The organism is Streptomyces murinus, assembly GCF_002154555.1.
Lineage (GTDB): Bacteria > Actinomycetota > Actinomycetes > Streptomycetales > Streptomycetaceae > Streptomyces > Streptomyces murinus.
This window is the reverse complement of record NZ_MUNF01000255.1, coordinates 1-13297: the sequence shown is the minus strand read 5'-3', so window position 1 is coordinate 13297 and position 13297 is coordinate 1. Positions and strand designations below refer to the sequence as shown.

At 69.8% G+C, this 13297-nt stretch carries 10 protein-coding genes; 8 read left to right on the top strand and 2 right to left on the bottom strand.

Features of this window, described 5'->3' with window-relative positions; translation table 11 throughout:
- Window positions 1-2: 2 nt before the first annotated feature.
- The 8 genes from ndk to CCN72_RS17000 all read left to right on the top strand — a co-directional run bounded on the left by ndk (window position 3) and on the right by CCN72_RS17000 (window position 10747).
- A complete protein-coding gene (gene ndk, locus CCN72_RS17035; protein ID WP_085564722.1) occupies window positions 3-416 on the top strand; it encodes a nucleoside-diphosphate kinase in 414 nt (137 codons plus the stop codon).
- 207 nt (window positions 417-623) lie between these two features.
- Window positions 624-1643 carry a rod shape-determining protein gene (locus CCN72_RS17030; RefSeq protein ID WP_086808260.1) on the top strand — a complete coding sequence of 340 codons (1020 nt, stop codon included), beginning with the start codon at window positions 624-626 and terminating at the stop codon, window positions 1641-1643.
- A gap of 168 nt (window positions 1644-1811) precedes the next feature.
- Window positions 1812-2822, top strand: coding sequence for a rod shape-determining protein MreC (gene mreC / locus CCN72_RS17025; RefSeq protein ID WP_086808259.1), 1011 nt, complete (start codon window positions 1812-1814; stop codon window positions 2820-2822).
- A 13-nt stretch (window positions 2823-2835) separates the two neighbouring features.
- A complete protein-coding gene (gene mreD, locus CCN72_RS17020) occupies window positions 2836-3516 on the top strand; it encodes a rod shape-determining protein MreD (RefSeq protein ID WP_037651842.1) in 681 nt (226 codons plus the stop codon).
- Window positions 3517-3689: 173 nt separating this feature from the next.
- Window positions 3690-5948, top strand: coding sequence for a penicillin-binding protein 2 (mrdA, locus tag CCN72_RS17015; RefSeq protein ID WP_085564719.1), 2259 nt, complete (start codon window positions 3690-3692; stop codon window positions 5946-5948).
- Window positions 5945-7141, top strand: coding sequence for a rod shape-determining protein RodA (gene rodA / locus CCN72_RS17010; RefSeq protein ID WP_085564718.1), 1197 nt, complete (start codon window positions 5945-5947; stop codon window positions 7139-7141). The genes mrdA and rodA overlap by 4 nt, the downstream gene beginning before the upstream one ends.
- 74 nt (window positions 7142-7215) lie before the next feature.
- Window positions 7216-8715, top strand: a complete 1500-nt coding sequence (locus CCN72_RS17005) for a CYTH and CHAD domain-containing protein (protein ID WP_086808258.1) — start codon at window positions 7216-7218, stop codon at window positions 8713-8715.
- Window positions 8716-8785: 70 nt separating this feature from the next.
- Complete coding sequence (locus CCN72_RS17000) at window positions 8786-10747, top strand: TIGR03960 family B12-binding radical SAM protein (protein ID WP_086808257.1); 1962 nt, start codon at window positions 8786-8788, stop codon at window positions 10745-10747.
- Between the two features lie 82 nt (window positions 10748-10829).
- Here the strand turns inward: CCN72_RS17000 and efeB are convergent, their stop codons facing one another.
- Together efeB and efeO are read right to left on the bottom strand one after the other, a co-directional pair.
- Window positions 10830-12086, bottom strand: coding sequence for an iron uptake transporter deferrochelatase/peroxidase subunit (efeB, locus tag CCN72_RS16995; RefSeq protein ID WP_086808256.1), 1257 nt, complete (start codon window positions 12084-12086; stop codon window positions 10830-10832).
- Window positions 12086-13231: an iron uptake system protein EfeO gene (gene efeO, locus CCN72_RS16990; protein WP_086808255.1), complete on the bottom strand. Its 1146-nt coding sequence runs from the start codon at window positions 13229-13231 to the stop codon at window positions 12086-12088. Before efeO ends, efeB begins: the two co-directional genes overlap by 1 nt.
- Window positions 13232-13297 lie beyond the last annotated feature (66 nt).

The window sequence follows — 13297 nt, the reverse complement described above, 5'->3', positions numbered from 1 at the left end:
TCGTGAGCCAGCGCACCCTCGTCCTGCTCAAGCCCGACGCCGTCCGTCGCGGCCTGACCGGCGAGATCATCAGCCGTATCGAGCGCAAGGCCGGCTGGCAGATCACCGCGCTGGAACTGCGCTCCCTGGACCAGGACACGCTGGAGCAGCACTACGGCGAGCACAAGGGCAAGCCCTTCTACGAGCCGCTGGTCGCGTTCATGTCCTCCGGTCCGGTCGTCGCCCTGATCGTCGAGGGCGAGCGGGTCATCGAGGGCGTGCGCGCGCTCGCCGGTCCGACCGACCCGATCGCCGCCCAGCCCGGCTCCATCCGCGGCGACTTCGGCGTCATCGTCCGGGAGAACCTGATCCACGCCTCCGACTCCGAGGAGTCCGCCGAGCGCGAGGTGAAGATCTTCTTCCCGGGCCGCGCGTAATACCGGCGATAGAGGGAACGGGCGCCCCCGAACGCCCGTCTCCACAAGCGGGGCGGCCCGCCATCTGGTGACAATGGCGGAGACCCTCGCGCAGTGTTCGTGCAGGCGCGTTTACGATGGAAGCCTTCACGTCACAGCACCCGCCTCGCCTGCCTGACATGCCCTCAAAAGCTCAGGAAGGCCAGATGAATCCGGATGGGGAACTCAATGTCGTTCATCGGCCGTGACATGGCTGTCGACCTCGGGACCGCCAACACGCTGGTGTACGTCAGGGGTCGCGGAATCGTACTCAACGAGCCGTCCGTCGTCGCGATCAACACCAACACCGGTGGCATCCTGGCGGTCGGCGCCGAAGCGAAGAAGATGATCGGCCGGACGCCGGGGAACATCGTGGCGGTCCGGCCGCTGAAGGACGGCGTCATCGCCGACTTCGAGATCACCGAGCGGATGCTGCGCTACTTCATCCTGAAGATCCACAAGCGCCGGTATCTGGCCCGCCCGCGCGTCGTGGTCTGTGTGCCCTCGGGCATCACGGGCGTCGAGCGCCGCGCGGTCATCGAGGCCTCCACCCAGGCGGGCGCCCGCCAGGTGCACATCATCGAGGAGCCCATGGCCGCGGCCATCGGCTCCGGCCTGCCGGTCCATGAGGCCACGGGCAACATGGTGGTGGACATCGGCGGCGGCACCACGGAGGTCGCGGTCATCTCCCTCGGCGGCATCGTCACCGCCCAGTCGATCCGGGTGGCGGGCGACGAGCTGGACAACGCGATCATCCAGTACATCAAGAAGGAGTACAGCCTTCTCCTGGGTGAGCGCACCGCCGAGCAGATCAAGATCACCATCGGTTCCGCGTACGCACTCGACTCCGACGAGCACACCGAAGTCCGCGGCCGGGACCTGGTGTCCGGGCTGCCCAAGACCGTCGTCATCTCGGCCGCCGAGGTCCGCAAGGCGATCGAGGAACCGGTCAACGCGATCGTGGACGCGGTCAAGACGACCCTCGACAAGTGCCCGCCGGAGCTGTCCGGCGACATCATGGACCGGGGCATCGTGCTGACCGGCGGCGGCGCCCTGCTGCGCGGCCTGGACGAGCGGCTGCGCCGCGAGACCGGTATGCCGATCCATATCGCCGAGGACCCGCTGGACAGCGTGGCGCTCGGATCCGGAAAGTGCGTCGAGGAGTTCGAGGCGCTCCAGCAGGTTCTGGACGCGCAGCCGCGTCGATGACACGGCGCATCGATTCCGCCGTACGAGACGTTCTCCTCTCGTACGGCGGATCGTTGATATAGAGGCATAAGCTCCCCCAAATGGGCCGCTTGGATTTGCGCCGCACCTTTCGCGCTTTTTCCGGGGGTCCGACGAATTCCTACTTGAGGAAGGGCACGGCCGCCGCACGTGAGGGACACCAAAGAGAGCCGGCTGCTCCTGGTCCTGCTGATCGCCGTCGCGTTCGCGTTGATCACCGTGGATATCCGAGGGGGCCGGAACTCCCCGGTCGACGGTGCCCGGCAGGCCGCGGCCACCGTGTTCGGCCCGGTGGAGGACGGACTGTCCTCGGCGGTCGACCCGGTCGGCAACGCCGTCTCCGCGATCCGCGACTCGGGCGAACGGCACAGCAGGCTCGCCACGCTGGAGAAGGAGAACGCGGCCCTCAAGGCGAAGCTCGGCAGCGACGACCGCAGCCGCAGCCGTCTCAACCAGCTCGACAGCATGCTGAAGCTCGCCGGTGAGGGCCAGTACGGCATCAAGGGCGCCCAGGTCGTTGCCATAGGGTCGGCGCAGGGCTTCTCCTGGACCGTCACCATCGACGTCGGCGCGAGCGACGGCATCAAGCGGGACATGACCGTCCTGAACGCCGACGGCCTGGTCGGCCGGGTCACCACGGTCGGGCCCGACACCTCCACCGTGCTGCTCGCCAACGACCCGGACTTCACCGTCGGCACCCGGATGGAGGGCAGCGACGAACTCGGCTTCGCCTCCGGGCAGGGCGACCGCCCGCTGCGCGTCCAACTCCTCAACGGCAAGGCCGAGGTGAAGAAGGGCGACCGCCTGGTCACCTTCGGCTCGGAGTCCGACAAGCCGTTCGTGCCGGGGGTTCCGGTCGGTGTGGTCTCGCGTGTCGACCCCTCCGGCGGCGGTTTGACCCGCACCCTGTACGTCACCCCGTACGTCAGCTTCACCAAGCTCGACATCGTCGGCGTGGTCGTCCAGGCGCCGAAGAAGGACCCGCGCGACGAGGTCCTGCCGAGCAAGCCCAGGCCGGTCCCGACGCCCACGGTGACCGTCACGGTCACCCCGTCCGCGGGCGCGAACCAGGACGGCGGGCAGAGCGATCAGTCGCAGAGCGACCAGTCGCCGTCCGACCCGTCCCAGACCGACGAACCGCAGACCGACGAGCAGCCGTAGGAGCTCAATCCCCATGCGTGTCAACCGGATCCTGCTCTCCGTGCCGCTGGTCGTGGTCGCCCTGGTGATCCAGGTGAGCGTCCTCGCCCGCCTCCATCTGCCGGGCGCCGTCCCCGATCTGCTGCTCCTGACCGTCCTCGGCCTCGCTATGGTGTACGGCCATGTCGGCGGCGCCCTCGTGGGGTTCGCGGCCGGTCTGCTGGCCGACCTGGCCCCGCCCGCGGACCATGCGGCGGGCCGCTACGCCCTGGTGCTCTGTGTGACCGGCTACTTCGCCGGGCTGGTCAAGCCGGAGAACGGCCGGCTGAGGTCGGCGACCGGCCCGATGGCCGTGGTCGTCGCCGCCGCGATCGGCTCCACGCTGCTGTACGCCGGGGTGGGCGCCCTGGTCGGCGACACCGCCGCCCGCCATGTCGGGCTGCCCGGACTGCTGTTCTCGGCCGCCTTGTACGACCTGCTGCTGGCCCCGTTCGTGGTGCCGGCGGTGATGTGGCTGGCCCGCCGCTGCGACAACGATCCGCTGGCCGAGACCACCGCCACCAGCGCCAAGGCGGCCGACATCTCCTCGGGCTGGCTGTCCTCCGGCACCGGGCTGCGCATCGGCAGCCAGCGCGGCGGCCTCGGCGCGCTCAAGGCCAAGGCCCGCACCCGCTCCGCCCGGGTCGGCCGGATCAAGGGGGTCAAGCGGCTGTGAACGGTTGCCGGACCCCCGGAGAGCCCGGGCCATGCACATTCACTCGTACGGGTCGGCTTTCGCGGAACGCGGGCTCACAGACTGATCGTTCATCATTCGTACGCGCGCGGTCCGGTCGCACACACGCGCCGCGCGTCCGGACGTCCGTGCGCTGAGAGGGGGAGCAGCCCGCAGTGACCAACATCCCCGAGACCGGCCGGACCCCACGGGTCCAGATCCGGCTCGTCGTGATCCAGATCCTCGTCCTCTCCCTGCTCGGCACGCTCGGCGGCCGGCTGTGGTACCTCCAGATCCGGGAGGGCGCGCAGTACCAGAAGGAGGCGTCGGGCAACCACGTCCAGCAGGTCGTCCAGCCCGCCGTGCGCGGCGAGATCCTGGACGCCCGCGGCGTGCCCCTCGCGGACAACGAGACCCGGCTGGTGGTCTCCGCCTCCCGTACCGATCTGCTCAAGCAGAAGGACGACGGCAAGGCGGTCCTGGCCAAGCTGGCCGGGGTCCTCGGCATGTCGACCGAGGACGTCATGCAGAAGGTCCGCCTCTGCGACGCCAAGACCCCCCAGCCCTGCTGGAACGGATCGCCGTACCAGCCGATCCCGATCACCGACAAGGCCACGCCCCGCCAGGCCCTGCAGATCCGCGAGCGCTCCGAGGACTTCCCCGGCATCACCGCCGAGCCCGAGGCCGTGCGCCGCTATCCGAGCCCCGGCAAGTCCAACACCGCGCAGGTCCTCGGCTATCTCTCGCCGGTCACCGACGACGAGATCCAGAAGGCCAAGGACACCAGCTCGCCCTATCTGCGCTCGGACATGGTCGGCCGCTCGGGCCTGGAGCGGGAGTACGACAAGGAGCTGCGCGGCAAGGCCGGCGTGACCCGCTACGAGGTGGACAATCTCGGCCGGGTCATCGGCAAGGCCAAGTCGGACGCGGCCGAGCCCGGTTCGAACGTGGTCACCAGCATCGACTCCCGCGTCCAGCGCGTCGCGGAGTACGAACTGGACAAGGCGATGAAGGCCGCCCGCACCCAGTTCGACTCCATCACCGGTGAGAACTACAAGGCCGACTCCGGCGCCGTCGTGGTGATGGAGGCCAAGACCGGCCGCATCGTCGCCATGGCCTCGGCGCCCACGTACGACCCGAACGCCTGGGTGGGCGGCATCTCCGCCAAGGACTACAAGGCCCTCACCGGCAAGAACTCCGACTACCCGCTGCTCAACCGGGCCATACAGGGTCAGGCGGCGCCCGGCTCGACCTTCAAGGTGGTCTCCACGGCCGCCGCCGTCCAGGCGGGCTACGCGTGGGACGGCGGCTACCCCTGCACCAGCGACTACCGGGTGGGCAACCAGATCTTCAAGAACTTCGAGGGCGAGAACTTCGGCGACATCTCGCTGGGCCGCGCCCTGGAGGTCTCCTGCGACACCGTGTTCTACGGCATCGCGGACAAGGAGTGGAAGCGGGACGGCGGCATCAACCCGAAGAAGGGCCAGCCGAAGGACTACTTCTTCAAGACCGCCCACCAGTTCGGACTCGGCAAGCCGACCGGCGTCGACCTGCCCAACGAGGTGGGCGGCCGGGTCCCGGACCGCCAGTGGAAGCTGGACTACTGGAAGGCCAACAAGGATTCCTGGTGCAAGACCGGCAAGAAGGACGGCACCTACGTCGAGAAGATCGCCTACGAGAACTGCCTCGAAGGCGACAAGATGCGCGAGGGTGACGAGATCAACTACTCCATCGGCCAGGGCGACACCCTCGTCACCCCGATCCAGGAGGCGATGATCTACGGCGCCGTCGCCAACGGCGGCACCGAGTACGTCCCGACCATCGGCAAGGCGATCATCAGCCCCGACGGCAAGACCGTCCAGGAGATCAAGCCCCAGGTACAGCGCAAGCTGCCGATCACCCAGGCCACCCTCAAGGGCATGGACGACGCCTTCGCGGGCGTCATCACCCGGGGTACGGCCGCGTGGAAGTTCAGCGGCTGGCCGCAGGACAAGATCCCGCTGCACGGCAAGACCGGTACGGCGGAGGTCTACGGCAAGCAGACCACCTCCTGGATGGCCACCTACTCCAAGGACTACACGGTGATCATGACGATCGCCCAGGCCGGTACGGGTTCCGGTGCCTCCGGTGAGGCCGTGCGCAATATCTACAGCGCGCTCTACGGCGTCCAGGGCGACGGCTCCATCGACCAGAAGAAGGCGTTCCTGCCCGAGCCGCAGGCGTCCCTGCCGAAGGTCCGCACGGACGGCACCATCGTCGCCCCTGCGGTCCCCAAGGACGCGGCGAAGGACACCGAGGCCGCCCAGAAGAACAACCCGAGCAACGGCAGCGACCAGCAGCAGCCCGCCGGTACCGCCCCACCCACGGACAACGGCAACAGCAACACCCGAAGGCGCCCGCGCCGTAAGCGGGGGAGCCGGAGGATGCCCTCATGACCGGCGCGAACAGCTTCTCCGTCTCCGGGTACGGACCCGCGCGGGCCGGCTGGACCAGGCTCTTCGCCCGCGACTCGCTGGCGCGGCGCCTGGACTGGCCGATACTGCTGTCCGCGATCGCCCTGTCGCTGATGGGCTCGATGCTGGTCTTCTCGGCGACCCGCAACCGCACCGAGATCAACCAGGGAGACCCGTACTTCTTCCTGGAGCGGCATCTGATGAACCTGGGCATCGGGTTCGCCCTGATGCTCGCCACCCTCTGGCTGGGCCACCGCGCCCTGCGCAACGCGGTGCCGGTCCTCTACGGCGCCTCGGTCCTGCTCGCCCTGGTGGTGCTCACCCCGCTCGGCGCGACCATCAACGGCCAGCGCAACTGGATCGTGATCGGCGGCTTCTCCGTCCAGCCCGCCGAGTTCCTCAAGATCGCGATCATCCTCGGCATGGCGATGCTGCTGTCCGCGCGGGTGGACGCGGGCGACAAGCCGTTCCCGGACCACCGCACCGTGGCGCAGTCCCTGGGACTTGCCGCCGTGCCCTGCATGATCCTGCTGCTGATGCCGGACCTCGGCTCGGTGCTGGCGATGGTGGCCATCATCCTGGGCGTGCTGCTCGCCTCCGGCTCCTCCAACCGCTGGGTGTTCGGGCTGCTCGCCACCGGTGTGGTCGGCTGTATCGCCATCTGGCAGCTGCACATCCTGGACCAGTACCAGATCAACCGCTTCGCGGCCTTCGCCAACCCGGACCTCGACCCGGCCGGCGTCGGCTACAACACCAACCAGGCCCGCATCGCCATCGGCTCCGGCGGACTGACCGGCGCCGGGCTGTTCCACGGCTCGCAGACCACCGGCCAGTTCGTGCCCGAGCAGCAGACCGACTTCGTGTTCACGGTCGCGGGCGAGGAACTGGGCTTCCTGGGCGCCGGTTTCATCATCTTCCTGATCGGCGTCATCCTGTGGCGGGCCTGCCGGATCGCCCGGGACTCGACCGAGCTGTACGGCACCATCGTGGCCGCGGGCATCGTGGCCTGGTTCGCCTTCCAGTCGTTCGAGAACATCGGCATGACCCTCGGCATCATGCCGGTCACCGGTCTGCCGCTGCCGTTCGTGTCGTACGGCGGATCATCGATGTTCGCGGTGTGGGTGGCCGTAGGACTACTGCAATCGATCAAGGTGCAGCGGCCGATGTCGGCATAAGGGCTCACCACGGCAGAGGGCGTCCTTTGGGGCGCCCTCTGCCGTATCCACCCACCGCGCACTAGATTCAATTCATGGCGGAGACGAAACGCGAGATCGAGCGCAAGTACGAATCCGATGAGGGCGGGTTGCCCGATCTGACCGGCATCGGCGGGGTGGCCGCCGTACTCGACAAGGGCCTCGTCGAGCTGGACGCCACCTACTACGACACCGCCGACCAGCGCCTCGCCGCCGCCTCCCTCACCCTGCGCCGCCGCACCGGCGGCTCCGACGCCGGCTGGCACCTCAAGCTCCCGGTCGCCCCCGGAGTCCGCGACGAGATCCGGGCCCCGCTCTCCGACACCCTCCCCGAGGAACTCGCCGCCCTGGTCCGCTCCCGGGTCCGGGAGGCGCGGCCGGTCCCGCTGGTCCGGCTGCGTTCCGCCCGGGACGTGCGCCATCTGGTGGACGCGGACGGCGCCCGGCTGGCCGAGGCGAGCGTGGACGCGGTGACCGCCGAGCGGCTCACCGGCGCGGGCGGGACCGTCCAGTGGACCGAGATCGAGGTGGAGCTGGCCGACGGAGGAGACCCGGCCTTCCTCGACCAGGTGGAGAAACGCCTGGCCAGGGCGGGTGTACGACCGTCCGCCTCGCCCTCCAAACTGGCCCGCGCCCTCGAACTCACCGGGGGCCTGCGCCGCCCGCCGGCCGCCCGCCCCGAGCCGGTCACCGCGGGCGACCATGTTCTTGCCTATTTCTGGGCCCAGCGGGACGCCCTGGTCGCCCTCGACCCCGCCGTACGGCTCGACACCCCCGACGCGGTGCACCGGATGCGGGTCGCCACCCGCCGCGCCCGCAGCACCCTGCGCACCTTCCGTACCGTCCTCGACCGCGCCGTCACCGAGCCCGTCGCCGCCGAGCTGAAGTGGCTCGCGGGCGAGCTGGGCGTCGACCGCGACCAGGAGGTGCTGGCCGAGCGGCTGACCAGCGCCCTCGACGCCCTTCCGCCCGCCCTGGCCACCGGCCGGATCCAGGAGCGCCTCACCTCCTGGGCCCGGGCCGAGGGCGCCGCCGCCCCCGCCCACCTCACCGGCGTCCTGGACTCCCCCCGCCACCTCGCCCTGCTGAACACCCTGGACGCCCTGCTCGCGGACCCGCCGCTGCGCGCGGCGGCCGCGCGGAAACCGAAGAAGGTGCTCCGCGCGGCCGTACGGAAGGACCTCGCGCGGCTCACCACCCTGGTCGAGCGGGCGCTGGCGCTGCCGCCCGGCTCCGAGCGCGACCTCGCCCTGCACGAGGCCCGCAAGAAGGCCAAGCGCACCCGGTACGCCGCCGAGGCCGCCACCGACGCCCTCGGCGCCCCCGCCCGCGAGCTCACCGCCGCCATGAAGGCCCTCACCACCCTCCTCGGCGACCACCAGGACAGCGTCATGGCCCGCCACACCCTGCGCGAGCTGGCCGCGGTGGCCCATGCGGCGGGGGAGAGCGCGTTCCCCTACGGGGTGCTGTACGGCAGGGAGGAGGCGCGGGCGGCGGCTGCGGAGGCCGAGCTGCCGAAGCGGTGGCGCAAGGCCGCGGACCGCTTCCTCGGCTGACCGTTCGGAGGAGGCTCCCGGGCGGGTTACGCTGGATGGTCACCCCTGTCAGCTCATGAAGGTTCGCGAGATGCCTGTCGAGTCGGTTTTCCCGCAGCTCGAAGCTCTGCTCCCGCACGTGCAGAAGCCGATCCAGTACGTAGGCGGAGAACTCAACTCCACCGTCAAGGACTGGGACGAGTGCGACGTCCGCTGGGCGCTCATGTACCCGGACGCCTACGAGGTCGGTCTGCCCAACCAGGGCGTCATGATCCTCTACGAGGTGCTCAACGAACAGAACGGCGTCCTCGCCGAGCGCACGTACAGCGTGTGGCCGGACCTGGAGGCGCTGATGCGTGAGCACCGCGTCCCGCAGTTCACGGTGGACGGCCACCGCCCGGTGAAGGCGTTCGACGTGTTCGGCCTCAGCTTCTCCACGGAGCTGGGCTACACGAACATGCTCACAGCCCTCGACCTGGCCGGCATCCCGCTGGAGTCCAGGGACCGCACCGAGGACGATCCGATCGTGCTGGCCGGCGGCCACGCGGCGTTCAACCCGGAGCCGATCGCCGACTTCATCGACGCGGCGATCATCGGCGACGGCGAGCAGGCCGTGCTGGACATGACCCGGATCATCCGGGAGTGGAAGGCCGAGGGCCGCCCCGGCGGCCGCGAGGAGGTCCTCTTCCGGCTGGCGAAGACGGGATCGGTGTACATCCCGGCGTTCTACGACGTCGAGTACCTCCCCGACGGCCGGATCGGCCGCGTCGTACCGAACAGGTCGGGCGTGCCGTGGCGGGTCTCCAAGCACACCGTCATGGACCTGGACGAATGGCCGTACCCCAAGCAGCCCCTCGTGCCGCTGGCCGAGACCGTCCATGAGCGCATGTCGGTGGAGATCTTCCGCGGCTGCACCCGCGGCTGCCGCTTCTGCCAGGCGGGCATGATCACCCGCCCGGTGCGCGAGCGCTCGATCACGGGCATCGGCGACATGGTGGAGCGCGGTCTGAACGCCACGGGCTTCGAGGAGGTGGGCCTGCTCTCCCTGTCCTCCGCGGACCACTCGGAGATCGGCGAGATCGCCAAGGGCCTGGCGGACCGCTACACGGACGACAAGATCGGCCTGTCGCTGCCCTCCACCCGCGTGGACGCCTTCAACGTCGACCTGGCCAACGAGCTGACCCGCAACGGCCGCCGCTCCGGTCTGACCTTCGCCCCCGAGGGCGGCTCCGAGCGCATGCGCAAGGTCATCAACAAGATGGTCTCGGAGGAGGACCTGATCCGTACGGTCGCCACGGCCTACGGCAACGGCTGGCGCCAGGTGAAGCTGTACTTCATGTGCGGCCTGCCCACCGAGACCGACGAGGACGTGCTCCAGATCGCCGACATGGCGACGCATGTCATCCAGAAGGGCCGCGAGGTGTCGGGGGCCAACGACATCCGCTGCACCGTCTCGATCGGCGGCTTCGTGCCCAAGCCGCACACCCCCTTCCAGTGGGCGCCGCAGCTGTCGGCGGAGGAGACGGACGCACGGCTCCAGAAGCTGCGCGACAAGATCCGCGGCGACAAGAAGTACGGCCGTTCCATCGGCTTCCGCTACCACGACGGCAAGCCCGGCATCGTGGAGGGCCTGCTGTCCCGCGGCGACCGCCGTATCGGCGATGTCATCCGCGCCGTCTACGAGGACGGCGGCCGCTTCGACGGCTGGCGCGAGCACTTCTCCTACGACCGCTGGATGGCCTGCGCCGACAAGGCCCTCGCCGCCCACGGCGTGGACGTCGACTGGTACACCACCCGCGAGCGCACCTACGAGGAGGTCCTTCCCTGGGACCACCTCGACTCCGGTCTCGACAAGGACTGGCTCTGGGAGGACTGGCAGGACGCCCTCGACGAGACCGAGGTCGAGGACTGCCGCTGGACCCCGTGCTTCGACTGCGGTGTCTGCCCGCAGATGGACACGCACATCCAGATCGGCCCGACGGGCAAGAAGCTGCTGCCGTTGACGGTGAAGAACGCCGGTCCGGCGCCAGCGGCGAGCGGGCACGCGCACTGAGGTGGCCGAGTGACGAGTGAGCCCCTTCCCGGTCCGGGAAGGGGCTCACTGGCGTAACCGCCCGGTGCGCGGGCCGTGTCCGTCAGGCGAGCAGTTCCTCGGCCCAGGTGCGGCCGGGGGCGGTGACGCCGGGCGGGCAGGCGAACAGGCCCGAACCGACGTGCTGGATGTACTCGTTGAGGGCGTCGTTCATGCCGAGCTTGCGCTGGAGCGCGACGAACTGCTCGCGCGGATCCTTCTGGAAGGCGATGAAGAACAGCCCGGCGTCCAGTTCGCCGCTGGCCGCGACGATGCCGTCGGTGAAGGAGTAGCCGCGCCGCAGGATGCGGATGCCCCCGTTGTTCTCGTGGGCGGCCAGCCGTATGTGCGCCTTGGCCGGGATGACCGGTTGGCCGTCGGCGCCCTTGGCCTTGAAGTCGGGGGTGTCGAATTCCTTCGAGCCGGTCAGCGGGGCCCCGGAGTACTTGTAGCGGCCGAACACGTTCTGCTGGTCGGCGAGGTAGTCGCGGTCCCAGCCCTCGATCCGCATCTGGATCCGGCGGGCCACCAGGTAGCTGCCGCCGCGCATCCACGTCTGGTCGGTCTCCTTGCCGACCCATACGTGCTGGTCCATCAGGGCGGTGTCGTCGCCGTGGATGTTGCGCGTGCCGTCCTTGAAGCCCATCAGGTTGCGCGGGGTCTGCTGGTCGGCGCCGTTGGAGGCGGCCTTTCCGAAGCCGAGCTGGGACCAGCGCATGACCACGGTGTCCCGGCCGATCCGGGCCAGATTGCGGATGGCGTGGAAGGCGACGAGCGGATCGTCGGCGCACGCCTGGATCGCGAGGTCGCCGCCGCTGCGGTCCGGGTCCAGGTCGGCCGGGGGCAGATGCGGGAGGTCCGCGAGCGCGGCCGGGCGCCGGTCGGCGAGCCCGAACCGGTCGTCGAACAGCGAGGTGCCGAGGCCGAAGGTGATCGTGAGGTTGGCCGGGGGCAGCCCGTACGCCTCGCCGGTGTCGGCCGGCGGGGCGTTGAGATCGGTGTTGTCGCCCGGCACGGTGCGGCCCTGGGTCATCGCTGCGGCGGCCGCGGTCCAGGTCTGCAGCAGGGTGCGCAGGGCGGTCCGCTTCTCCTGGACGCTGCCGGTCGCCGTGATGTCGTAGGTGGCGAAGGCCAGCCGGTCCTGGGCGGGGGTGGCGATGCCGGCCTGGTGGGTGCCGTAGAACGGGACCCGGTCGGCCGGGGCCGCGGTGGTGTGGGAGTCGGACCGGCAGCCGGTCAGGGTCCCGGCGGCGGCTCCGCCCGCGAGGGCCGCCCCGCCGAGGGCGAGCAGCCCCCGGCGGGAGTGATGGCGCTCGCCCATCAGCTGTTCACCTTGGCGGCGACCTGGGAGAGCGGTTCGGCCAGTCCGTCGACCTTCTGGGTGAGCACGCGGCGCTTGTCGTCGCCGACCGTGGAGTAGTCCACGTAGCCGGAGCCCTTCTTGTAGGGCTGGAGCGCGGTGAGCACGCTCGCGTACTGCTGGGTGACGGTCTTCGCCAGCGCCGGGTCGATCCGGGTGAGGGCGGGCTTCAGCAGGTCGAACGCCTTCTCGCCGCCGACGACATTGGCCTCGAAGTCGGACAGGTCGGTGTGGCTGTAGCGGTCCTCCTCACCGGTGATCTTGCTGGAGGCGACCTCGTTGAGCAGGTCGGTGGCGCCGTTGGCGAGCTGGGCCGGCTGGTACGACGTCTTCGCCACCAGCGACTTGAGCTTCGCCACGTCGGCGTCGAGCTTGTCGGCGATCGGGGCCGTGCCGGTCAGGGACTTGTCCTGCCACAGCGCCTTCTCCAGGCGGTGGAAGCCGGTCCACTTGGACTGGTCCGTGACGTCGTTGACCCGGGCGTCGATGTCGGGGTCGAGGTCGCCGAAGCTCTCGGCGACCGGCTCGACCTCTTCGTAGTAGTAGCGGGCGGGTGCGAACGCCTGCTTCGCGCGGGGGATGTCGCCGGCCCGGACCGCGTCGGTGAACTTCTTCGTCGCCGGGACCAGCTTGTCGACCTCGGTGACGACGTAGCTCTGGTAGCCGCTGACGGCCTGGTCCAGATCGGCCTTGACCTTGGGGTCCTGCGAGGCCTTGGCCGCCGCGCCGGTGACGGTGAACGCGGTCTTCTCGGTCTTCGCGTTGGGGCAGTAGACCTGGTACTTGCCGCCGTTCAGATGCAGCGAGAAGGTGCCGGACAGACCGGGGGAGAGGTTCTCCTTCTCGCCCATAATGATGTCGTTGCGCAGCAGTTCGGCCTCGGAGACCTTGTCGGCCTTGGTGTTCTTCACCGTGAAGGTGACCGGGCCCGCGGCCACGGAGTCCGGCGAGACGTGGCAGCCGTTGTCGTCGAGTTCGACGGAGACCTTGGCGGCGCCGGCGGGGGCACTGTCCGTCTTGTTCTTGGCGCATCCGGTGGCGACGAGCCCGGCGATGGCCAGGAGGCCGGTGACCTGGAGGACTCGCGGCGTGGTGGATCTGGGCATGGGACAGTGCTCCCTCGGGCTCAGGGGTGGTTCAGGGGAATCGGGTGGGAAGGGGCGGGCGCGGTC